The 21986-nt window shown below is 68.7% G+C and carries 17 protein-coding genes and 1 tRNA gene; 7 read left to right on the top strand and 11 right to left on the bottom strand.

Annotation, left to right across the window (positions count from 1 at the left end):
* Positions 1–5 precede the first annotated feature (5 nt).
* The 7 genes from B7K24_RS00915 to B7K24_RS00885 all read right to left on the bottom strand — a co-directional run bounded on the left by B7K24_RS00915 (position 6) and on the right by B7K24_RS00885 (position 9370).
* Entirely contained in the window at positions 6–827 is an 822-nt protein-coding gene (locus B7K24_RS00915) for an HlyD family efflux transporter periplasmic adaptor subunit (RefSeq protein WP_084128001.1), read from the bottom strand.
* Positions 824–2590, bottom strand: a complete 1767-nt coding sequence (locus B7K24_RS00910) for a glycosyltransferase family 2 protein (protein WP_084127999.1) — start codon at positions 2588–2590, stop codon at positions 824–826. Before B7K24_RS00910 ends, B7K24_RS00915 begins: the two co-directional genes overlap by 4 nt.
* Before the next feature lie 240 nt (positions 2591–2830).
* Positions 2831–3556, bottom strand: coding sequence for an HlyD family efflux transporter periplasmic adaptor subunit (locus B7K24_RS00905; protein WP_084127997.1), 726 nt, complete (start codon positions 3554–3556; stop codon positions 2831–2833).
* A complete protein-coding gene (locus tag B7K24_RS00900; RefSeq protein ID WP_084127995.1) occupies positions 3553–5277 on the bottom strand; it encodes a glycosyltransferase in 1725 nt (574 codons plus the stop codon). Before B7K24_RS00900 ends, B7K24_RS00905 begins: the two co-directional genes overlap by 4 nt.
* Before the next feature lie 301 nt (positions 5278–5578).
* Positions 5579–6283 carry a phosphoadenylyl-sulfate reductase gene (locus B7K24_RS00895; protein ID WP_084129183.1) on the bottom strand — a complete coding sequence of 235 codons (705 nt, stop codon included), beginning with the start codon at positions 6281–6283 and terminating at the stop codon, positions 5579–5581.
* A 23-nt stretch (positions 6284–6306) separates the two neighbouring features.
* A complete protein-coding gene (locus B7K24_RS00890; protein ID WP_304441532.1) occupies positions 6307–8088 on the bottom strand; it encodes a nitrite/sulfite reductase in 1782 nt (593 codons plus the stop codon).
* Positions 8089–8311: 223 nt separating this feature from the next.
* Positions 8312–9370, bottom strand: coding sequence for a phosphatidylserine/phosphatidylglycerophosphate/cardiolipin synthase family protein (locus B7K24_RS00885; RefSeq protein WP_084127993.1), 1059 nt, complete (start codon positions 9368–9370; stop codon positions 8312–8314).
* A 145-nt stretch (positions 9371–9515) separates the two neighbouring features.
* On the opposite strand from B7K24_RS00885, the gene B7K24_RS00880 reads away from it, so the two are divergent.
* The 5 genes from B7K24_RS00880 (at position 9516) to B7K24_RS00860 (ending at position 15887) form a co-directional block, all read left to right on the top strand.
* Positions 9516–10889, top strand: coding sequence for an FAD-dependent oxidoreductase (locus tag B7K24_RS00880; RefSeq protein ID WP_234986500.1), 1374 nt, complete (start codon positions 9516–9518; stop codon positions 10887–10889).
* Between the two features lie 2 nt (positions 10890–10891).
* Entirely contained in the window at positions 10892–11491 is a 600-nt protein-coding gene (locus B7K24_RS00875; protein WP_084127989.1) for a GNAT family N-acetyltransferase, read from the top strand.
* Positions 11492–11615: 124 nt separating this feature from the next.
* The gene (gene htpX, locus B7K24_RS00870; RefSeq protein WP_144268047.1) at positions 11616–12491 is read left to right on the top strand and encodes a zinc metalloprotease HtpX; all 876 of its coding nucleotides are present in this window, start codon (positions 11616–11618) and stop codon (positions 12489–12491) included.
* A gap of 112 nt (positions 12492–12603) precedes the next feature.
* Positions 12604–14163, top strand: coding sequence for an FMN-binding glutamate synthase family protein (locus B7K24_RS00865; protein ID WP_144268046.1), 1560 nt, complete (start codon positions 12604–12606; stop codon positions 14161–14163).
* Entirely contained in the window at positions 14160–15887 is a 1728-nt protein-coding gene (locus B7K24_RS00860) for a thiamine pyrophosphate-dependent enzyme (protein WP_084127985.1), read from the top strand. The genes B7K24_RS00865 and B7K24_RS00860 overlap by 4 nt, the downstream gene beginning before the upstream one ends.
* Before the next feature lie 75 nt (positions 15888–15962).
* Here B7K24_RS00860 and B7K24_RS00855 read toward each other — a convergent pair whose 3' ends face one another.
* Positions 15963–16454, bottom strand: a complete 492-nt coding sequence (locus B7K24_RS00855; protein ID WP_084127983.1) for a YajQ family cyclic di-GMP-binding protein — start codon at positions 16452–16454, stop codon at positions 15963–15965.
* Between the two features lie 134 nt (positions 16455–16588).
* Here B7K24_RS00855 and B7K24_RS00850 point away from each other — a divergent pair.
* Together B7K24_RS00850 and B7K24_RS00845 are read left to right on the top strand one after the other, a co-directional pair.
* Positions 16589–16670 (top strand) — tRNA-Tyr (locus tag B7K24_RS00850).
* Positions 16671–16794: 124 nt separating this feature from the next.
* Positions 16795–17862 (top strand): DUF1524 domain-containing protein, encoded by a 1068-nt coding sequence (locus tag B7K24_RS00845; RefSeq protein WP_084129181.1) that lies wholly within the window; start codon positions 16795–16797, stop codon positions 17860–17862.
* 7 nt (positions 17863–17869) lie between these two features.
* Here the strand turns inward: B7K24_RS00845 and nrdG are convergent, their stop codons facing one another.
* From nrdG to B7K24_RS00830, 3 genes are all read right to left on the bottom strand, one after another.
* Positions 17870–18418, bottom strand: a complete 549-nt coding sequence (gene nrdG, locus B7K24_RS00840) for an anaerobic ribonucleoside-triphosphate reductase activating protein (protein ID WP_084127981.1) — start codon at positions 18416–18418, stop codon at positions 17870–17872.
* Positions 18415–20742, bottom strand: coding sequence for an anaerobic ribonucleoside-triphosphate reductase (nrdD, locus tag B7K24_RS00835; protein ID WP_084127979.1), 2328 nt, complete (start codon positions 20740–20742; stop codon positions 18415–18417). The genes nrdG and nrdD overlap by 4 nt, the downstream gene beginning before the upstream one ends.
* A 139-nt stretch (positions 20743–20881) precedes the next feature.
* On the bottom strand, positions 20882–21961 hold the full coding sequence (locus B7K24_RS00830; protein WP_200808258.1) for a tRNA-dihydrouridine synthase: 1080 nt from the start codon (positions 21959–21961) through the stop codon (positions 20882–20884).
* Between the last annotated feature and the right edge of the window lie 25 nt (positions 21962–21986).

The following is a 21986-nucleotide window of genomic DNA, read 5'->3' as shown; positions in this document are numbered from 1 at the left end:
CCACCTCATGTGAGCCCCATCCGTGCAAGGAAGTTCATCGCCGCGTCACGCAGACCGGCCAGCGGACCATCGTCGCGAAGGTCGACGGTCGTGACGAGCGGGGTGCCTGGCGCGGTGAGTCCGGTGGGCTCGCTATCGTCCAAGGCGGCCGATGCCACGGTCACCACCGCACGGGCCTTGCCGTCCTCGGTGGTCGCCTCGACGGTGTGGACCTCTCCCGTGAACTCGGAGCGGTCCGGCAGTTGGATGGTGGCGGCCGCGCCGTCCTCGAGGCGGTCGTAGTCGCGCGGGCTGAGGGTGAGCTCCGCCTCCACGCCGAGAGATCCCTCCTCGTAGACGGTCGCCACGGCGCCGCCTGCGGGGATGTAGCCGCCCTGACCCACGGGAAGCTGAGCGACGGTGCCACTCGCGGAGGCGGTCACCGTCCACGAGTCGTCGACCAGCTCGGCGGCCTCGGCGGCCTCATCGGCCAGCTCGTCGGCTTCGTTCTTGTCGGCGACGGTGGCGCCGTGACCGGAGGCGACCTCCGCCGCACGGTCGGCGGCCGTCTCCGCGGCATCGGCCGCCTGCTGAAGCTCGTCCTCGCGGTCTTGGCTCTCCAGAGTGAGAAGGGGGTCGCCCTCCACGACGGTGTCGCCAACCTCGACCATGGTTGCGGTGACTCGCCCCCCATAGTCGGTGCCCATGGGCAGGTCGGTCGCCGTGAACGTGGCCGTCTCGGACATGGCGCTTGACTCGCGCTCGGTGTACACGAAGGTAAGGGCCGCGACGATCGCCACGACGACGATCAGTCCCAGCGTGAAGCGGATGCGATTGGCCCAGGTCATGACAGCTCCCTCCAGGTAATTCGTCCGGTATGGGTGGTCGTTGCGGGTGCGGGGGTCCACGGTGACGCCGCCCGTGCGAGGGCGGGTTCACCGGTGTGGTGGGGCTCAGCGGGCCGGGCGACGACCGTCCGGACGGGCTCGGTGCCGTGCGTCATCGCAGCGGCAGGGGCATCGGCACCCACGCCGCGGGCCTCGCGCCGCGCGGCGCGCAGGAACGTCGCGAGGATCAGGGTGTTCGTGACGCACCAGGCCGTCGCGAGGGACACGCCGCCGTCCTCGATGTCGCGCAGGACACCCACCGCCGACGTCAGCAGCAGAAACACGAAGAACAGCATCTGCGGCACGACGTAGTTGTAGGGCGAGCTGGAGCGCGCGGTACCCGTTGCCTGCCAGCCCACATCCTTGCGACGCAGGGCGTTCATGAAGGCCTTGACGTAGATCGGGAAGGAGACAGCGGCAAGCGTCAGGGTTTCCCATCGGAAGGAGCCCATCGTGTACCAGGCGAACAGGATCTGCATCACGTAGAAGCCCGCGTAGTACAGGAACCAGGTGAGCACGGTGGTGGTGATGGTCACCGGCCGCAGGTCGAGGTAGATCTCGAGGGGTGGCAACAGCAACAGGATCAGGGGCGCGATGCCGGTGAGGTAGAACGTCGCCGTCACGAGGTACTGCAGGCGTTGCTCCCCGGTGAGGCGCACGCGGCGGCTCAGCGGGTTGCGGGTGAGGAGGATTTCGAAGCCACCGGTGGCCCAACGCAACTGCTGCTTCGAGTAGGCCTCGATGGTCTCGGGCGCCTCGCCCACGGCGAGGACGTCGGGGATGAACAGCGATCGCCAGCCGGCTTCGTGCAAACGCAGGGACGTCCACACGTCCTCCGACTTCGAGTCCGTGGACATCCCGTCGATGTCATCGATCGCCGCGCGCCGGAAGATGACGTTGGTGCCCACGCAGAAGGCGGCGTTGTAGCGATTGCGTCCCGGCTGGATGAAACGGTAGAAAACCGCCTGCATGTAGCCCGCGCCACGCGCGATGGGGGTGCGGAGGTTGTCGTAGCTCTGCGGCGACTGGACAAAGGCGAGCCGAGGGTCGTGAAAGAACGGCACGGACTGCTCGAGGAGGTGGGGGCGGGGGACGAAGTCGGCGTCGAGGATCACAAAGAAGTCGCCTTTGGCAAGGGTGAGGGCGTGATTGACGTTGCCCGCCTTGGCGCCTCCGGATGTGAGGCGGCGCACGTACCGGGCGCCCTCCTCGGCGGCGAGCGCCTGGACGGCGTCGGACCGGCCATCGTCGAGTACCCAGGTGCGGTGCAGGCCGTGAATGTTCACCGCCGCGCGCACGGTACGCCTGATCACCTCGGGGTCCTCGCCGCACGTGGTGATGAGAACGTCGATGTCGACGGGGCGGCCGTCCACATGGAGCCGGCGCTCGCGGGGGTCGCCGTCGACAGCGCCGTCGGGACCATAGAGGTGGTCCTTCGCGTGGTAATACGCGAAGTCGCGGGGGTTGTGGCCGCCGGACAGGATGGTCCACATCGCGACAAAGGCCTGGGCGACGAGAACGAACTCGGCCACGAGGACCATGCCGTAGGGAAGCCAATCACCCCGGTGGGCGGGGTTGAGAAGGAACGCCGCGTAGGCGAGGGTGCCGATCGCGGCGGCGCCCACGGTGAGGAACATGAGGGGGCTGGGGGTCGTGCCCGGTTCGATATCGGGCAGGGAGCGCCGTGCAGGCGCGGGGGCAAAGGGGGACGTGGGTGCGGACATCAGTGCTCTCCTTGGTCACGTGCGGCATGCGGGGACGCGGCCGCCACGGGGCGGGAGGGGGAAGCGCGACAGGCCGGACGGTCCGTGCCTGGGGCACTGTCGACAACGTCGGCGGTGGCGCGTGGAGGCGCCCTGCGCGGGTCGGGAAGGACGGTCCTTCCGGTCTGGCCAACGTAGGCACCGCCCGTTCACAGAGTCGAGCGGCACTCTCTCAGATTCGCCCGCCACGGACGCGGATTCCTACAGCAGGCCGATGCGGTCGGCGAAGTCCCGTACGGCGTCCTCGACACCCGCCAGCGGGCCGTCGTCACGGAGATGCAGCGTCGCTTCGAGGGGGGTGCCCGCCTGGATCAGTCCCCCGGGTTCGGCGTCCAGCGCGTCGGAGTCCACGCGCATGCTGACGTGTGCCGCACCGTCGATGGTTTCCACGGTCATGTCGGTGACGGTGCCGGCCAGGACCCGTTCGTCGGGCAGGCGCAGTTCCACCACGGCGCCAGGCTCGACGAGCCCGAAGTCGCGCGGGGTGAGCACGAACTCAAGGTCGGCGAACAGGGTGCCCGCCTCATCGATGGTCGCGAGGACGGAGCCGGGCCCCGCGTACGAGCCCTCGGTGATGTCGATGGCGGAGACCACGCCGTGGGTGCCGGCGCGCAGGAGCACGCTGCCGTCCTCCTGGATGTCCGCGCTCGCGGCGGAGACCACGCCTGTGGAGACGTCCTGCTCGAGCCTCAGGCTCGTGACGAGGAACAGCTCGTCGCCGGCGTCGACGCGGTCGCCGCGGTCCACGTAGGACTCGGTGACGATGCCTCCGTAGTCGGTGCCGACGGCGAGTTCTGCGGCGTTGATCGCGCCCGACGTGCTGGCGACCTCGGTGCGCCGTTGGTTGAACAGGAGGGTGGCCGCGGCCACGACGATCAGCACCGCGAGGATGCCTACCAGCAACTTGAAGCGATTGGCCCAGGTCATGGCACGAGCTCCTTTCGACGGGTGCGTCGCGGCGGCGCGGGTTCCCGCTGCGGCTCGACGCGGGCCGCGATGGCAGCGGGCGGACGGGCGACGACGATGCGCGGCTCGGCCGCGTGCCGGGTGGCTGGCGCGGGCACGGGCGCGGGGACGGCGGTCGGACCTCGTCGCAGGGCGCGCGCCTCCCGGTGGGCGGTCCACACGAAGGCGCCGAGAATCACGGTGTTGGTGACGTTCCAGGCGGTCGCGAGGGTAAACACGCCGTTGTCGACGTCACGCCAGACGGCGACCGCCGACGTGAGGGCCAGGAACAGGAAGAACAGGATCTGCGGGATGACGAAGTTGTAGGGCGAGTGGCCCTTGGCCGTGCCGGTCGACTGCCATCCCACGTCGCGTCCCGTGAAGGCGTTCACGAACGCCTTGGTGTAGATCGGGAAGGAGACGGTCGCGAGGGTGAGGGTCTCCCAGCGGAACGACCCCAGGGTGTACCAGGCCAGCAACACCTGCATGAGGTAGAACCCCGCGTAGTACAGGAACCAGGTCACCACGGTGATGGAGAGGTTCATGGGCCTGAGGTCGAAGTAGATCTCGAGCGGCGGCACGAGGATGAGGAGGAGGGGGCAGATCCCGGTGAGGTAGAACGTCGCCGTGACGAAGTACTGCACCCGCTGATCGACGGTGAGCTTGCGGCTGGCGAGCGGCAAGTGGGTGAGGAGGATCTCGAACCCGCCGGTGGCCCACCGCAGTTGCTGCTTCGAGTAGGCCTCGATGGTCTCCGGCGCCTCGCCAACCGCGAGCACCTCGGGGATGAATACCGAACGCCAGCCCCGTTCGTGGAGGTGGAGGCTGGTCCACACGTCCTCGGACTTGGAGTCCGTGCAGATGCCGCCCACATCGTCGATGGCCTCGCGCCTGAAGAGCACGTTGGTGCCCACGCAGAAGGCCGCGTTGAAGCGATTGCGGCCGGGCTGGATGAAGCGGTAGAAGACGGCCTGCATGTAGGCCGCGCCGCGGGCGACGGTCGTGTGCAGATTGCCGTACGCCTGGGGCGTCTGCACGAACGCGACCTGCTCGTCCACCATGAACGGCACGGTCTCCTCGAGAAAGGCGGGATCGGGCACAAAGTCGGCGTCGAAGATCGCGAAACAGTCGCCCTTGGCGATCGTGAGCGCATGGTTGACGTTGCCGGCCTTGGCGCCCCCCGAACTCAGCCTGCGCACGTAACGTGCGCCGATCTGGGCGGCCATGTCTCGCACCTCATCCGAGCGGCCGTCGTCCAGAATCCAGGTGCGGTGGCGGCCGCGGATAGCGATCGCGGCCTCAGCCGTGCGTCGGATCACGTCCACGTCCTCGCCGTAGACCGTGATGAACACGTCGACGGTCAGCCGCCGACCGGCCACGATGAGGGGCCACTGGCGCGGATCGCCCTCGGGTGAGGGGCCGTAAAGGGTGTCCCGCGTGTGGTGGTAGGCGAAGGACCTGGGGTCCTGACCGCCGGACAGGATGGTCCACATCGCGAGGAGCGCGTGGAACACCAAGACCGACTCTGCAGCGATGACCATGAGCCACGGGATCATGTCGCCACGATGGGCGGGATCGAGCAAAAACAGGGAGTAGACGAGGATCCCGATGGTGCTGACGAGCACGATGAGGATCATGACGGGGGACTGGCCCGCGAGGCGTTGCCGGGTAGCGGCGTCGCGGCTGGTCGACATCGAGGACATCACGGCCTCCGGTGTACGGCGTGAAGTGCTGTTCAGATGCACGAATGCGGTTCGACGCCGTCGGCGATGGGACGGCATGGCCGCCTGCCCTGAGTGCCACGAGACGCGGAGGTCTCGTCGTCAGCGTACGACGCGTCAATGTGACGAACCAGACATTCCGCGTAAACAACGTGTGACACGAGTCTCACGACAAGGCGCCCTTACGCACGGAAGCCTCGGTAGCGCTACCGCTACCGAGGCTCCCTCGACGTCTATGGCATCGGCCACACATCGACATCCCGACGGCCGATGTCGTGGTCGGCTACACGTGAATGCCGCACTCCGTCTTGCCCTGGCCCGCCCAGCGGCCCGAACGCGGGTCCGCTCCGGGGGCGACCTTTTGGGTGCAGGGCGCGCAGCCGATGCTGGGGTAGCCCTGGGAGGTGAGCGGGTTGCGGGGGAGATCGTGCGTGGCCTGGTAGTCCTCGACGGACTGGTCGTCCCACAGGGCAAGGGGGTTGATCTTGACCAGGCCGTGCTTGGCGTCCCAGGAGACCACCGGCATCTCGGAGCGGGTGATCGCGTCAACGCGGCGGGCGCCCGTGACCCACGCGCGGTAGTTGCCGAGAGCCCGCTTGAGCGGCTCGACCTTGCGCATCTGGCAGCACAGGTTGGGGTCGCGAGCGAAGAGGTCCTTGCCGTACTGGGCGTCCTGCTCGGCAACCGAGAGCTCCGGCTCGGCGTTCACGATGGTGATCGGGAACGCTGCCGCGGCGGCGTCGCGCGTCGCGAGCGTCTCGGCAAAGTGGTAGCCCGTCTCGAGGAACAGGACGTCCACGCCCTCGAGCCGGGTCCCGAACAGGTGCGGGAGGATCGTGTCCTGCATGGAGCCGGCGACCACCAGATCCTGGCCGAACGTCGCCACCGCCCAGTCGGCGATGTGGCCCGCGGAGGCGTGCTCGAGCCGGGCATTGACCTCCGCACACGTCTCGGCGTTCCACTCCTTGGGGTTGAGGAGGGTCAGCATGGCGGCCCCAGGCAGGATCGTGGTCATTTGATCAGTTCCTCCTCGGCACGGAAGGCCCAGTCCGCGAACGTCTCGTCGGCGCTCACGCGGTCGGCGAGGTAGTTCGTGGTGACCCGCTCCACATATTCGGGCATGCCCTTCTCGGTGACCTTGTGGGCGCGGATCTTGCGTCCAAAGTCGTTGTCGTCGCCGCGGCCCAGGCGGCCTCCCAGGTGGACCTGGAAGCCGGGGACCTGCTCGCCCGACTCCTCGTCCAGCACGAGCTGGCCCTTGAAGCCGATGTCCGCGATCTGCACCCGCGCGCACGAGTTGGGGCAGCCGTTGACGTGCACGGTGATGGGGTTGTCGAGGTCGGGGAACTTTTCGTCCAAGACCTTCACCACCTCGCGCGCCGTCGCCTTGGTCTCGACGATCGCGAGCTTGCAGTACTCGATTCCCGTGCAGGCGATGACGTTGCGGTGGAACTCGCCGGGGTCGGACTCGAGCTCGAGCGCGCGCAGGCCGTTGACGACGTCGTTGACCTTGTCCTCGGGCACGTCGAGCACCAGGATCTTCTGCAACGGCGTGAGGCGGATGCGGTTCGAGCCGGCCGCCTCGGCGATGTCCGCGATGGCGTTGAGCTTCGCGCCGGAGACGCGACCGGCCACCGGGGCGACGCCCACGTAGTAGTTGCCGTCCTTCTGACGGTGGATGCCCACGTGGTCGCCGCGGTCGCCGCGCTGAGCGAGCTTGGGGGCGGGGCCCTTCGGCAGCTCGTAGCCGAGGTAGTCGTCCTGCAGCACCTGCAGGAACTTCTCGGGACCCCAGGCCTTCAGGACGAACTTGAGGCGGGCGCGCGTGCGCAGGCGGCGGTAGCCGTGATCACGGAAGATCGAGGCGACGCCCTTCCACACCTCGTGGGCGATCTCGGGCTTGACGAAGACGCCCAGACGGTGGCCCAGCATGGGGTTGACGGATAGGCCGCCGCCCACCCACAGGTCATAGCCCACGCCTAGCTCGGGGTGCTCGACCGCGCAGAAGGCGATGTCCTGCACCTCGTGCAGGATGTCGGGGATCGGCTGCCCGGTGAACGCCGTCTTGAACTTACGCGGCAGGTTCGAGAACTCGGGGGAGCCAATGTAGCGATCCATGATGTCGCGGATCTGCGGCGTGGGGTCGATGAGCTCGTCCTCGGCGACGCCCGCCACGGGGGAGCCCAGGATGACGCGCGGGACGTCGCCACACGCCTCGGCGCACATCAGCCCGACCTCTTCGACGCGGCGGAAGATCTCGGGAACGTCCTCGATGCGGATCCAGTGGAGCTGGATGTTCTGGCGGTCCGACACGTCCGCGGTGTCGCGCGCCATCGTCTCGGAGATGGTGCCGATCGTGCGGGCCTGCGCGACGGACAGCTGGCCGCCGTCCGAGCGCACGCGCAGCATGAAGAACTCGTCGTCGAGCTCGTGCGGCTCGAGGATGGCGGTCTTGCCGCCGTCGATGCCCTGGCGACGCTGCGTGTACAGGCCCCACCAGCGGAAGCGGCCGCGCAGGTCGCCCGGCGGGATGGACCAGAAGCCCCACTTGGAGTACATCGACTCGATGCGCCCGCGCACCTCGAGCGGGTCGCCCGCAGCCTTCATCTCCTCGTTGGGGTTCAGCGGTGTGCGGTCGCCCGCGGCCCACTGGCCGTCCTTCGAGGCGGTGTTCTTGCGCGCGGCGGCCTCGCGGGTGCGGATGAGGCGCGCCTCTTCGCGGTGGCGCCGGCGCTCCTCCGCCTCGGCGGCGGCAGCATCGGATGCAGGCTTGGTGGTGTCGGTGTCGGTCACCGAGACTCCTCGACTCGTCAGGTTCTGGGAGCGAGGCCTTGTCGAGCGCGACTGGTTAGCGCTCGGAAGGCCGAGCGCCCAGGGCTACAGGGGATCTGTGTCCGTGGGCGGTCAGGCCGGCAGACACATGGCACAGCAGCAGCGGCACATCATGGATGCGCGGACAATCTGCTGCTGGGACATAGGTCCCAGTGTGCCACAGGGGTTCGTGCGCGGGAACCCCCTAGTTGGCCGCCTGTGGGGCCACCTCGCGGCGGTGGAAATCGATCAGTTGGCTGATGAGTCCGTCACGGTGCGTCAGCAGCGCGATCTCGCGGGTGCCGAGCCTCACGCCGCCGGCGACGAAGTTGTGGGAGCCCGTCAGCGCCACGCGCCGCCCACCGGGAAGCGTGAACACCATGAACTTGGCGTGGAGGTAGGTGTCCCGCCCGTAGCGTGTGCGGTGGCCCGTCACCGCCATCGACGAGGAGATCAGCACGCGGTTCGCGGCGGAGGCCAGGCGGGGCGGGTTGAAATACAGCTCGTGGTCGCGCGACTCGATCAGGCGTCCCAGTTCGCCCGTGGGGCAGTACTGGCTGACCAGCAGGATGTGCTCGGCACGCTTGGCGTACTTCACCGCGCGGCGGTAGATGATCGAGTCGCCCGGCACTCCGCCGTCCACGAGCACCTCGTCCCGGTTGCCCGTGCGCAGCGACAACGAGCGATGGCCCTGCTCCAGCAGGCTTGCCTCGCGGATGCGTGCAAACACCGCGTCGAGCATGTCAGCGAGCGTCGCGTCCTCGCACCTGAGCATGAAGTCCACGTTGCTGACGCCCCGGTCGTCGAGGTTCACCCCGCCAAACGCGTACGCCACGTCGTCGACCACGCAGAACTTGGTGTGGGTGCGCCCGCGCCAGATGAGGCCGCGCTCGGACCCGAGCCACATGAACGTCGCGCCCGCGTTCGCGAGTCGCGAGGCCATCGCGGAGCTCGCGCGCTTGCGGCGCGTCAGGTGCCCGCGCGGCAGGAACGTTCCGGCGGCGTCGACATAGGTGAAGACGTCGGCGGCGACGCGCACGTCGACGCCTCGCCGCGCGGCCGCCTCGAGCGCCGTGATGAGCGGCCCCGTCTTGTCGTCGTCGGCGAGCGTCAGCGTGGTGATGAGGACGCGGCGGGTCGCGGTCGCGATGCGGCTGACCGCATCGGCCAGGTAGTCCGTCGCCGTCAGCAGGCGAGGAGTCACGACGGCCGATGCCGTGGCTGGCTGGGCGGCGGCGGGAGCCGTGGGGGCGGACGGGGCCATGGCTCCAGCGTGGCGGGGTGCGCTCGGCCGTGCTCGCAAGGACGCCGATTGGCTAGCAAATGTTCATGTCTATACTCGGTCCCTAGTGCCGTTCGAGAGCGCCCTCGAGGCCTGCTTCCCTGCCGCCAAAGAAAAAGTGAGTCCCGTGACCACCGAACGACCCTTGCGCGTCGCCGTGATCGGCGCCGGCCCCGCCGGAACGTACGCCTCCGACATCCTGTCCAAGTCCGGCCTCGACGTGTCCATCGACATCATCGAGCGCCTGCCCGCGCCCTTCGGGCTGGTCCGCTACGGCGTGGCCCCCGACCACCCGCGCATCAAGCAGATCATCGTCGCCCTTGCCAACGTGCTGGGCCGCGGCGACATCCGCCTACTCGCCAACGTCAACATCGGCACCGACCTCACCCTCGAGGACCTGCGCGCCCACTACGACGCGGTGATCTTCGCGACCGGAGCCTTCAAGGACTCCGACCTCAACATCCCTGGTATCGACCTGGAGGGATCCTTCGGAGCCGCCGACTTCGTGTCGTGGTTCGACGGCCACCCCGACGTCCCGCGCACCTGGCCGCTCGAGGCCAAGGAGGTCGCCGTCCTCGGCGTCGGCAACGTCGCGCTCGACGTCGCCCGCGTGCTCGCGAAGCACCCAAAGGACATCGCCGTCACCGAGATCCCTCAGAACGTCTACGAGGGGCTTGCCGCCTCGCCCGTGACCGACGTCCACGTGTTCGGTCGCCGCGGCCCCGCGCAGGTGAAGTTCTCGCCGCTCGAGCTGCGTGAGCTGGGCCACGTGCCCGACGTCGACATCGTCGTGTACCCGGAGACGGACTACGAGTTCGACGAGGCCTCGATGGAGGTCGCCGAGAACAACAAGCAGCAGAAGCAGGTCGTGAAGACCCTCACCGACTACGCGATGAAGGACCCGGGCACCGCCTCGCGCCGCATCCACCTGCACTTCCTGCAGTCCCCTCACGAGGTGCTCGGTGAGGACGGCAAGGTCGTCGGCATCCGTATGGAGCGCACCGAGCTCCAGGGCGACGGCAACGTCAAGGGCACGGGCGAGTTCATCGACTACCCGGTCCAGGCCGTGTACCGCGCCGTCGGCTACTACGGCACCGAGATCGACGGAGTGCCGTTCGACCACTCGCGCGGCACCATCGCCAACGAGGGTGGCCGCGTGGTCGACGGCGGCGACGTCGTGCCTGGTTTCTACACCACCGGCTGGATCAAGCGCGGACCCGTGGGCCTCATCGGCCACACCAAGTCCGACGCCCAGGAGACCATTGCGAACCTGGTCGAGGACGCCCCGCGCCTCTACGCCGAGTCGCAGGCCGGTGCCCAGCAGCTGAGCCCGGACAACGTGCTCCACCTTCTCAAGGAGCGCGGCGTGGACGTGGTCCAGTGGCACGACTGGGAGATCCTCGACGCCCACGAGCTCGCGCTCGGCGAGGCCGACGGGCGCGAGCGCGTCAAGGTCGTTCCCCGCGAGGAGATGACGGACATCGCGCTCAAGCGCAAGTAGTCATGGCAGGGCACGAGGCCGGCGCCGGGGGTGACCCCGCGCCGGCCTTCGTGCGTTCCGTGCGGGCTGCGCGTGCGGTGCCGACGGTGCGCCCCGCTCGGCCCGACGACCCGCGCGACCGGAGGGCCGTCTCCGACCTCCTCGCCGCCTACCTGATCGCCACGGAGCGCGAGAAGGGCGCAGAGGTTGCCGGGACATCGGCCCTCCCCGAGAGCTATCGCCGGGAGGTCGCGGACCCGGCCGCCGCGCTCGCGGGCGCGACGGTGCTCCTGGCCGAAGACGCGGGCGAGCCGCTCGGGATGGTCGTGTTGACCGCGCCCGATGAGGGTCGGTGCGAGGTCAAGCGGCTGTGGACGGTGCCGGCAGCCCGGGGCCGCGGGGTCGCGGCGGCGCTGGTCGAGGCCGCGTGCGAGCGCGCACAGGCTCGCGGCGACGCGGAGGTCGCGCTGACCGTGTGGAGATGGCGCGACGGTGCGAGACGGCTCTATGCGCGGCTCGGGTTCGTCGAGGTCGATTCGTGGGAGGAGCGCGCCGACCTCGTATGCATGACACGCGCGCTCGCGCCCGTCATCTCACCGATCGACGGGCCCGAGCGCTCGTAGAATCACTCCAGCCCGTCGATACGGACGCTGACGGGCTCGAGTGCGTATCCGGGCGTCGTGGCCCGGGAACCCGGCCGCGGCATCGGCCGTTGCCACGCTGAAGGACCACGAGGGAAGAGGAACCGTGTCAGGCAAGTACTTCAACGGCGTGAAGACCATGGGGCTGTTCGTCCTGATGTGGGTCGTGTTGTTGGGCATCGGCTCTTTCGTGAACGGCGGCCAGTGGCTGTGGGCCTTCGCGCTGTTCGGCGTCTTCGGCACCTTCTACGGGTACTGGAACTCCGACAAGCTCGCGATCCGTGCCATGCACGCCCGCCCCGTGACCGAGGTCGAGCAGCCCGCGATGTACCGGATCGTCCGCGAATTGTCCGCCGAGGCCAACCAGCCCATGCCCGCCCTGTACGTGTCGCCCACCCAGGCGCCCAACGCCTTCGCCACGGGCCGCAACCCCAAGAACGCCGCCGTGTGCTGCACCGAGGGGATCCTGCAGATCCTCGACGAGCGCGAGCTGCGCGGCGTACTCGGCCACGAGTTGCAGCACGTGTACAACCGCGACATCCTCATCGGCTCTGTCGCCGCGGCCTTCGCGGGCATCATCACGGCGCTCGCGCAGATGATGTTCTTCTTCGGTGGCGGCGGCAACAACCGCGACAACCCCCTGGGTCCGCTCGGCATGATCGCGATGTTGATCCTTGCACCCATCGCCGCGACCCTCATCCGCATGGCCATCTCCCGCACCCGCGAGTACGACGCGGACGAGGACGGGGCGACGCTCACGGGCGACCCGCTCGCCCTCGCGAGCGCGCTGCGCAAGCTCGAACGCGGCACCGCCGCCCGTCCTCTGCCGGCCGACCCCAAGCTCGAGAACGTGTCGCACATGATGATCGCCAACCCGTTCAAGGCCGAGGGTCTCGCGAACCTGTTCGCGACGCACCCGCCCATGGACCAGCGCATCGGCCGCCTCGAGGAGATGGCCCGCCGCAACGGGCAGCACTTCTAGGAACCCCGTCTCGTCGGACGCGGGGCCAAGGGAATGGTCGGCCCCGGCCGGGACGTTGCCCTCGTGCAAGGTTCGTCGCCGACCGAGCGGCGCCTCGCAGCGCGGAGGCACCATGCCCGGCAAGCGGGTAGGAACGTCACTGACCGGAGCCATGGTGGCGCTGGGCGCCACGGCAGCGGTCGCTGCGTACGACCTGCTCCAGCGCAAGCATTCGGTACTGCACAACTATCCGGTGGTGGGGCACCTGCGCTACGGGCTGGAGAAGATCCGGCCGGAGATCCAGCAGTACTTCATCGAGCGCGACTGGGACGGTAAGCCGTTCGACCGGGACACCCGCTCGATCATCTACGAACGGGCCAAGGGCACTCACTCGGAGAAGGCCTATGGCACCGAACTCGACGTCTACGAGACCGGTCACGAGTTCCTCGTGCACTCCACGGCGCCGCTCGAGGCGCCCGACGAGCCCCCGCGCGTGAGCGTGGGAGGCCCCGACTGTGCCAAGCCCTACTCGATGTCGCTGCTCAACGTGTCGTCCCTGAGCTTCGGTGCGCTGTCCTCCAACGCCATCCGCGCCCTCAACCGCGGCGCCGAAAAGGGCGGGTTCGCCCACGACACGGGCGAGGGAGGCATCTCCCCGTATCACACGGAAAGCAACGGCGACCTGGTGTGGGAGATCGGCACTGGGTACTTCGGGTGCCGCACCGACGACGGTGACTTCGACGCCGCGCAGTTCGCGCAGAAGGCTCAGTGGGACCAGGTGAAGACCGTGTCCCTCAAGCTGTCGCAGGGCGCGAAGCCGGGCATCGGCGGCGTGCTGCCGGGCAAAAAGGTCACGGAGGAGATCGCCAAGACCCGCGGCGCCAAGGTGGGCGAAAAGCTGGTCAGCCCTCCTCGCCATCGGGTGTTCTCGACGCCCACCGAACTGATCGAGTTCATCGCGCGCATGCGTGAGCTGTCCGGCGGCAAGCCGGCCGGCTTCAAGTTGTGTGTGTCGTCACGAGTCGAGGTGCTCGCGATGGTGAAGGCGATGCTCGAGGTGGGTACCGCGCCCGACTTCATCATCGTCGACGGCTCCGAGGGCGGCACCGGTGCCGCCCCCCTCGAGTACGAGGATCACATGGGGATGCCGCTCACCGATGGACTCATGCTTGTGCACAACGCGCTGGTGGGCGCGGGCCTGCGCGACCGGGTGCGCCTCGGCGCGAGCGGCAAGGTGGCTGCGGGTAACGACATCGTGAAGCGCCTCATCCAGGGCGCCGACTACACCAACGCCGCACGGCCCATGATGATGGCCACGGGCTGCATTCAGTCCCAGCGCTGCCACCTCGACACGTGTCCGGTGGGGGTCGCCACCCAAGACCCGCGCCGCGTTCGCGCACTCGACGTGGAGGACAAGTACATGCGGGTCTACCGCTATCACAAGTCCACCGTCGACGAGGCCGCCCGCATGATGGCGTCCATGGGTGTGCGCCGCCCCGAGGAACTCAGTCCCGAGCAGTTGCGGCTTGTGATCGGCCCCGGCGAGACGGTCTCGTACGCCGACCGCTACGACTGGCTGCACACCGGTGAGCTGCTGAGCGAGGCCCCCGCCAACTGGGCGCGTGACTGGGACCTCGCCTCCGCCGATTCCTTCCATACCCCGCACGTCACCACGAGAGGAGACACCCGATGAGCACGACCGTCGCGACACACATTGTCGACGCGCTCGCCGACCACGGCGTGACGCAGATCTGGGGGGTGGTGGGCGACGCGCTCAACCCCCTCACGGATGCCATCCGCACCGAGGACCGCCTGGAATGGGTGGGGGTGCGCCACGAGGAGGCCGGCGCCTTTGCCGCGGCCGCGCAGGCCCAACTCACCGGACGTATCGGCGTCGTGATGGGCACCGTGGGCCCCGGCTCGCTGCATCTCATCAACGGCCTGTACGACGCGAAGAAGTCGCACACCCCGATGCTCGCGATTTGCGGCCAGGTGCCGAGCGCAGAGATCGGCACCAACTACTTCCAGGAGGTCAACAACGACCGCGTCTTCGAGGACGTGTCGGTGTGGAATCAGACGCTGACCTCGCCCGAGCAGCTGCCCCAGATGCTCGTCTCCGCGGTCAATGCGGCCTACGCCCAGGGCGGCGTGGCCGTGCTGACGATCCCCGGCGACATCGGCGGGCTCGAGCTCCCGTCCGGGACTCCTGCTCCCTCCTTCGCGGTCCCCTCGGCCGCCGCCGTCCCGAGCGAGGACGCGCTCGCGGCCGCTGCTGCCGCCCTCGACAAAGGCAAGAAGGTCGCGATGCTCGTGGGCCGCGGCGCCGAGCATGCCCGCGAGCAGACCCTCGCCGTCGCCGGGCGGCTCAACGCACCCATGGTGGTCACCCTCAAGGGAAAGACCGGTTTCGACGGCCACAACCCGTACAACGTGGGCCAGGCGGGGCTGCTGGGCAACAAGGCGGCCGCCGACGCACTCCAGGACTGCGACGTCCTCCTCATGGTGGGCACCGACTTCCCGTACCGAGACTTCTATCCGGCCGATGCCGTGGTCATCCAGATCGACCGGGCCGCCACCCATATCGGTCGCCGGGTTCCCGTCGATGTCGCCGTGACCGGCGACGCGGGCGAGGCGCTCGCGGCCCTGCTGCCGCGCCTGACCGCCCACGAGGACACGGGCTTCCTCGACTCGATCCGCGATACCTACGAGTCGTGGCGCGAGCGCCAGGACCACATCGCGGACCCCGACTACGAGGAGTCCGGCGTGGTCGCGAAGGTGCGCTCGGTCTTCGACAACCCCGACGACCGCATTCGGCCAGAGGCGCTCGCGGCAGCCGTGGACCGTCACGCCCCCGACGACGCGATCTTCACGATGGACACGGGCATGTCCACCACGTGGTCCTCGCGCTACGTGGAGATGCGGGGCGACCGCGAACTACTCGGCTCGTTCAACCTGGGCTCGATGGCCAATGCGTTGCCGCAGGCGCTCGGCGCCCAGGCGCTTGACCGCACCCGTCGCGTGGTGTCGCTGTCCGGTGACGGCGGCCTCATGATGCTACTGGGCGACCTGCGCACCGCGGTCTCGTACCGACTCCCCGTAGTGGTGGTCGTCTTCGACAACGCCTCGCTCGGCATGGTGCAACTCGAGCAACAGGAGGGCGGCATCGCGTCCTTCGGCACGCAGCTCGACAACCCGGATCTTGCGGCCGTGGCGACGGCGATGGGGCTCGCTGGACGTCGGGTCACGGAACCTGACGATCTCGACGGCGCGCTGCAGTGGGCCTTCTCGCAGGACGGTCCAGTTCTGCTCGACGTCGTCACGAATCCCGACGAGGTGGCGGTCCCGCCGCACCCGAAGGTCTCGCAAGCGTGGGGCTACGCGGTGGCGAAGGTGACCGAGGCCGTCGAGAGCCGCTGACTCCGCGCAGTAGCGCCACTCACGCCGATGCCCGGGTCGCCTCCGTAGGGAGGCGACCCGGGCATCGGCCGTATGTCAGCGGTAGTTGACGAACTGGAGCGCGGTGTCGACGTCCGCGTTCTTGAGGAGCGCCATGGTGGTCTGGAGGTCGTCGCGCGACTTCGACGAGACACGCAGCTCGTCACCTTGGATGAGGGCCTTGACGGACTTGGGCCCCTCGTCGCGGACGATCTTGGTGAGCTTCTTCGCCACGTCCTGAGCGATGCCCTCCTTGATCGTGGCGCCCAGACGAAACTCCTTGCCTGACTGCTGGGGCTCGCCCGAGTCGATGGCCTTCAGCGAGATGCCGCGCTTGATGACCTTCGACTGGAACACGTCGAGGATGGCGAGCACGCGCTCCTCGGAGTTCGCCTTCATGACGATGGTCTCGCCGGACCACTCGATCGAGGCGCCCACGCCCTTGAAGTCGTAGCGCTGCTGGATCTCCTTGGACGCCTGGTTGAGCGCGTTGTCGACCTCCTGGCGGTCCACCTTGCTCACCACGTCGAAGCTGCTGTCGGAAGCCATGTCATCCTCCTTTGGGGACCGCCGGAGGGGCGGCCCATGCGTCTGGGTTGTCTGCGTCCGGCACGGATTCGCGTCGGAGCCGCTTTGGTTGCTATCCTTCCATGCGCGCCAGGTTCCTCGCGGACCGGGAGCACGGCAGGTTGCCCGAGCGGCCAAAGGGAGCTGACTGTAAATCAGCCGTCACTGACTTCGGGGGTTCGAATCCCTCACCTGCCACTACAGAAGGCCCCGCTTCGGCGGGGCCTTCGTCATTCTCGTCACTGAGATAAGGGTCACACTGGCTCGTGCCGGGGTGCGGGCGAGGCTACAGTGCCGGGCAGTCAGACGCTGAGGGAGCACCATGACGCCGCTGTTGATGCACCTACCCGCGCGCGTGCGCACGGCCGCGCTGGCCGTCGCCGTCGCGATCCTTGCCGCCGGGTGCGCGGTCCCTGCCGACAGTGTGAGCACGAGCGGCGAGACATCCGTGAACGCGTCTCCCACGCCCGTCTCGAGTATCCCGTCGGCGTCGGCTACTGCGGAGCCGTCGCCCAGCCCGAGCGCCTCGCGCGCGGAGGCAAGCCCCTCGCCGTCGGCCTCGTCCGATGCCGCGGGCTCGGCGATGGCAGCAGTGTTTGCGCTCGCGGTCCGTGAGGCCGCGTCGAGCGACGGTTACTCCCGTGAGCAGTTCGGTGATGGCTGGGTCGACGTGGACCGCAACGGCTGCTCCACCCGCGACGACATGTTGGGGGAGCGCCTCAAGAACATCGAGATCTCGGGATCGTGCACGGTGACCGCGGGCGACCTCCCAGATCCGTTCACGGGGGAGTGGATTCACTTCGAGCGTGGAGGGGCGAGTGAGGTCGACATCGATCACCTCGTGGCGCTGTCAGCAGCGTGGACCACGGGCGCTCAGGACCTCACCTACTCCGAGCGAGTGTCGTTCGCGAACGATCCGTTGAACCTCGAACCGGTGGATGCTGGTGAGAATCGCTCCAAGGGCGACGACGACGCCTCCGAGTGGCTGCCGCCCGAGGCGGATTTCCGCTGCGAGTACGTGGCGCGTCAGGTCGCCGTGAAGGCCAAGTACTCCCTGTGGGTGACCCCGGCCGAGCTCGATGCGATGGTCGACGTTCTCGAGACGTGCCCGGATCAGGAGCTTCCAGCGCCCGGCGATCAGCCCGTGGTTTCGACGGGTCTGGGCGAGGCTCCGGCGCCGGCGAAGACCGCCGAGCCCCAGGACACCCCGGCGCCCAAGAAATCGTCGAACGCGCAGGCCGCGCCCACGGAGACATCAGAACCCGAACTGGACGAGCGCTACCCGTACTGCAAGGACCTGCCCTCCGGCTACGGCCCGTACGTCAAGGGCACCGACCCCGAGTACGAGTGGTACTCGGATCGTGACGGCGACGGGGTGGTCTGCGAGTAGGCGCCCGTCAGCGCTCGATGGCGTTGCCCGCCGCGACGGACGCACGGGCGTCCAGCACCCGCTGGTTGCGTGAGCCCCGGAACGCGAGCGATAGGTCTCGCTGCGACTCTTCGTAGGTGCCATCGATCAGCACGTCGATCTCGGCGAGCAGCGCACGCTTGTCGTCGGAGTCCTCCAGCAGCGCCTCGAACCGGTAGCCCGTCCAGCACCACACGTCGCGAGTGCTCCCGAACTCGGCGCGCAGCCGGCGCACCGCGGCGAGCGCCACCTGGGTATTGAGGAACGGCTCGCCGCCCAGCAACGACAGACCCTGAATCGAGGGGTGAGCCAGATCGGCCACCATGCGGTCCTCGAGCTCGGCTGAGTAGGGCTGTCCGTACCGGAACGACCACGCCGCCTCGTTGTAGCAGCCGTCGCACTTAAAAAGGCAGCCCGCGACATAGAGGGAGCACCGCACACCCTCGCCGTCGACGAAGGAGAAGGGTTTGTAGTCCGCGACGTAGGAGTGCGACACCTTGGTCGCCTGCCACGTGCGGACGTCCGGCTCGCGCGTCATCCCCGGCCCCCGGGACCGCCCTCACTGCCGCGCGAACCGGACGCCGCTTGAATCGACCCGGCCGCGCCGGCAGCAGCCACGCTCACCGCTGTGGCACCCCCAGCGCGCTCGACGGCGCTGTCGCCGCCAAGGCGCACGGTCCCGGGCAGGTGCTTGACCCGCGCCGCGATCTCCTCGTGCCTGCCGTGAACCATGGGTCGCGCCTGGGGGTTGCCCAGGTACCCGCACGTGCGCTTCACGACGTCGCAGGTGCGTGGGTCGTCGTTGCCGCATTCGGGGCACGCGAAGCCGCGCGCGGTGGGGTCGAAGTCTCCGGTGAAGCCGCACGCGTAGCAGCGGTCGATGGGCGTGTTGGTACCCAGATAGCCCACGCGGTCGTAGGCGTAGTCCCACACCGCCTCGAGGGCCCGGGGGTTGCTGCGCAGCACGGGGTACTCGACGTAGTGAATGAAGCCGCCGGACGCGTACTGCGGGTAGGGCGCCTCGAAGTCGAGCTTCTCGAACGGCGTCGGCGCCTTGCGCACGTCGTAGTGGAACGAGTTGGTGTAGTAGTCCTTGTCGGTGATGTCCGCGACGGAGCCAAAGCGCTCGCGGTCCAACCGGCAGAAGCGGTCCGTGAGCGACTCGGACGGCGTCGAGTACACCGAGAAGTGGTACCCGGACTCGGCCTTCCACGCGGCGGTCGCTGCCGCGAGCCGGCGCAGTACCGCGAGCGTCAGTTCCTTGGCCTCCGGCAGCGACTCCCACTGCCCGCCGTGGAACGCCGTGGCGACCTCGTACAGGCCGATGTATCCCAGCGACACCGTGGCGCGGCCGTCGCGGAACAGGTCGTCCACGTCGTCCTCGACCGCCAGGCGCTGCCCGAACGCACCATGCACGTACAGGATGGGCGCGTTCGCGGGCACGGCCTCCTTGCAGCGGGCCACGCGGAACGTGAGGGCGTCGTGCGCCACCGCGAGACGCTCGTCCAGGAGTCGCCAGAAGGAGTCCAGATCCCCCGCTGCCTCGAGCGCGATGCGAGGCAGGTTGAGCGTCACGACGCCCAGATTCATGCGGCCATTCACGACGTCGTTGCCGTCCGCATCGGTCCAGCCCTGCAGGAACGAGCGGCACCCCATGGGCGCCTTGAAGGAGCCGGTGAGCTCCACGATCTTGTCGTACGACAGCACGTCGGGGTACATGCGCTCCGTCGCGCACAGCACCGCCAGTTCCTTGATGTCGTAGTTGGGGTCGTCCGGCTCGAGGTTGACGCCGCGGCGCAGCGTGAACAGCAACTTAGGGAAGATCGCCGTGCGGCCCTCCTTGCCCAAGCCGCGCCGGCGGATCTCGAGGATGGCCTTCTGGATCTCCCGCTCGTACCAGCCGGTACCGAGCCCGAAGCCGACGGACGTGAAGGGCGTCTGCCCGTTGGACGTGAACAGCGTGTTGATCTCGTACTCGAGGGACTGCATCGCGTCCTCGATGTCCTTGCGCGTGCGCGCCTCGGCGTACGGCCGATGCTGGCTGGGGTCGGCGATCCACGTCGCCGCCTCGCCGAGGTGCTTGTCGTAGTTGAGGGCCGCGTAGGGGGCGAGGACCTCGTCGATGCGGTCCACGGTGCAGCCGCCGTACTGGCTCGAGGACACGTTGGCGATGATCTGCGAGATCTGTGCGGTCGCGGTCTGGATGGAGCGCGGCGGCTCGATCTCCGCGTTGCCCATCCGGAAGCCGTGCGCGAGCATCTCGGGCACGTCGATGAGGCAGCAGTTCGTCATGGGGGCATACGGCTGATAGTCGAGGTCGTGGAAGTGCAGGTCGCCCTTGGTATGAGCGTTCGCGACGTGAGGGGGCAGCATCCTCAGGCCGATGGCCTTGCCCACGAGGCCTGCGGTGAGATCGCGCTGCGTGTTGAACACGTCGGCGTCCTTGTTCGCGTTCTCGTTGACGACCGAGGATTCCTTCTCGAGCAGGGTGGTCACGGTGTGGTTGAGGTCGGTCGCCTTCGCGCGACGGAAGTCGCGTGCAACCCGGTAGTCGATGTACGCGCGCGCCACGTCGTATTCGCCGGCCTCGAGCAGCTCGTGCTCGACGGCGCCCTGGATCTCGTAGATCTTGACGTCGCCTACGTGGCCCGCCCGGAGCTCGTCGACGATGCTGGCGGTCAGCGCGGCCACCCGCGCCTCGTGCGCGGCGGTGTCTGCTCCGTGTACCTCGCGGAAGGCCTTGGCGAGCGCCGCCTGGATGCGCCGAGCGTCAAAGTCCAGGGTGCGGCCGTCGCGCTTGACGACGCGCAGGCTCACGACCGTCGAGTCCGTGGTGATGCGATCACTATCCGCGATGGTCATGACCCTGATTCCCTCCCCGACGATGGTCTGGCCCGGCGACCCGTACCACTACATGTGGGGGTGCCGTGTGAGAGATGACACTAGATCTGGTTGTGAGGAGTGCCTGGGCCCTAAGTCCCACGGGTCCGTAGGACGCCTCCTAAACGGGCCAGGACGCGTCCGCGACACGCCGCCCGAGTTCCGGGTCCACCATCGCGCCGGTCGCGCTCATCACCGCGTCGGCACCCGCGGCGACGTGGGCCGCCACGTCCGTGAGGCTCATGACCCCGCCCACGCCAATGATCGAGACGTCCGCTCCGGCATCTGACCTCCAGCGCGCGATGCGGCGCACCATGGCGATGGCCGCGGGAAGGATCGCCTCGCCGCACACCCCAGCGATCTCGCGTCCGGCCCCGGGCAGCGCGGCGGCCCCGGTGGAATCGACGAGGCGCGCGGGCACCGTGTTGATGGCCCCGTAGCCGTCGACGATGGGCGCCGTTGCGGCGAGGAACTCCTCCAGTGCGGGCTGCGACGCGAAGTGGGCGAGCTTCAGCACCACAGGCACGTCGCCCACCGCCTCCTTAACCGCGGCGGCGATGCGGGCCACGAGAGCCGTGTCGAAGCACAGCAGGTTCCCGGTGCCCTCGTTCGGGCAGGACAGGTTCATCTCGAGGATCGGTGCGCCCGCCTCGACGCAGAGTTCGGCCGCGCGCACGTGGTCTGCGACGTAGGCGTCCTCGCCGCTGCCGCGCCCCGTGCCTTGAAAGGAGCCCACCAGCACCTGACCCGGCCCCGCTGCCGCCACAGCGCGTGCCATGTCGGGCTGCCACTCATCGGGATCACGCGACGGGACCCCGAAGGAGTTGGAAATGGACCGCGCGCGGTTCAGATCGGAGCCGGCGACGAGCGTGTCGAGTCGGTCGGGATTGAGCGGGCCCTCCGTGGTGACCGCGAGGCAGTTGGGGAAGGGGTGCGAGGCGTGCGCTCGGGTGCGCACCGTCTTGTAAACCGCGATGTCGACCCCATGCGCGAAGGCCGCGGCACAGAACGCGGCATTGACGAGCGGGCCGGCGGGGATCCCGAAGGGCCGGTGCACGGGCCGGCCCAGGAAGGTGTGGTCGGTGTCGCGCGAGGAGGCCTGGACGGGTGACCCGGCCACGGCATCGGCCGCCCACGCCCCGAAGGGGCCGTGCGCGTAGTTGTCCTCGTACGAGCGCAGCGGATCGTAGAACCAGGTCACACGAGCCACAGTAGGCCCGCAGACG

The sequence above is a fragment of the Demequina sp. NBRC 110055 genome (assembly GCF_002090135.1).
Lineage (GTDB): Bacteria > Actinomycetota > Actinomycetes > Actinomycetales > Demequinaceae > Demequina.
The sequence above is the reverse complement of the archived record's forward strand: the minus strand, read 5'-3'. Positions and strand labels throughout refer to the sequence as shown.

What these genes read in the sequence shown, in the direction of transcription:
- B7K24_RS00915 (WP_084128001.1), bottom strand. Translation starts at nt 827, where the DNA reads ATGACCTGGGCCAATCGCATCCGCTTCACGCTGGGACTGATCGTCGTC.
- B7K24_RS00910 (WP_084127999.1), bottom strand. Translation starts at nt 2,590, where the DNA reads ATGTCCGCACCCACGTCCCCCTTTGCCCCCGCGCCTGCACGGCGCTCC.
- B7K24_RS00905 (WP_084127997.1), bottom strand. Translation starts at nt 3,556, where the DNA reads ATGACCTGGGCCAATCGCTTCAAGTTGCTGGTAGGCATCCTCGCGGTG.
- B7K24_RS00900 (WP_084127995.1), bottom strand. Translation starts at nt 5,277, where the DNA reads ATGTCCTCGATGTCGACCAGCCGCGACGCCGCTACCCGGCAACGCCTC.
- B7K24_RS00895 (WP_084129183.1), bottom strand. Translation starts at nt 6,283, where the DNA reads ATGCTGACCCTCCTCAACCCCAAGGAGTGGAACGCCGAGACGTGTGCG.
- B7K24_RS00885 (WP_084127993.1), bottom strand. Translation starts at nt 9,370, where the DNA reads ATGGCCCCGTCCGCCCCCACGGCTCCCGCCGCCGCCCAGCCAGCCACG.
- B7K24_RS00875 (WP_084127989.1), top strand. Translation starts at nt 10,892, where the DNA reads ATGGCAGGGCACGAGGCCGGCGCCGGGGGTGACCCCGCGCCGGCCTTC.
- B7K24_RS00865 (WP_144268046.1), top strand. Translation starts at nt 12,604, where the DNA reads ATGCCCGGCAAGCGGGTAGGAACGTCACTGACCGGAGCCATGGTGGCG.
- B7K24_RS00860 (WP_084127985.1), top strand. Translation starts at nt 14,160, where the DNA reads ATGAGCACGACCGTCGCGACACACATTGTCGACGCGCTCGCCGACCAC.
- B7K24_RS00855 (WP_084127983.1), bottom strand. Translation starts at nt 16,454, where the DNA reads ATGGCTTCCGACAGCAGCTTCGACGTGGTGAGCAAGGTGGACCGCCAG.
- B7K24_RS00845 (WP_084129181.1), top strand. Translation starts at nt 16,795, where the DNA reads ATGACGCCGCTGTTGATGCACCTACCCGCGCGCGTGCGCACGGCCGCG.
- nrdG (WP_084127981.1), bottom strand. Translation starts at nt 18,418, where the DNA reads ATGACGCGCGAGCCGGACGTCCGCACGTGGCAGGCGACCAAGGTGTCG.
- nrdD (WP_084127979.1), bottom strand. Translation starts at nt 20,742, where the DNA reads ATGACCATCGCGGATAGTGATCGCATCACCACGGACTCGACGGTCGTG.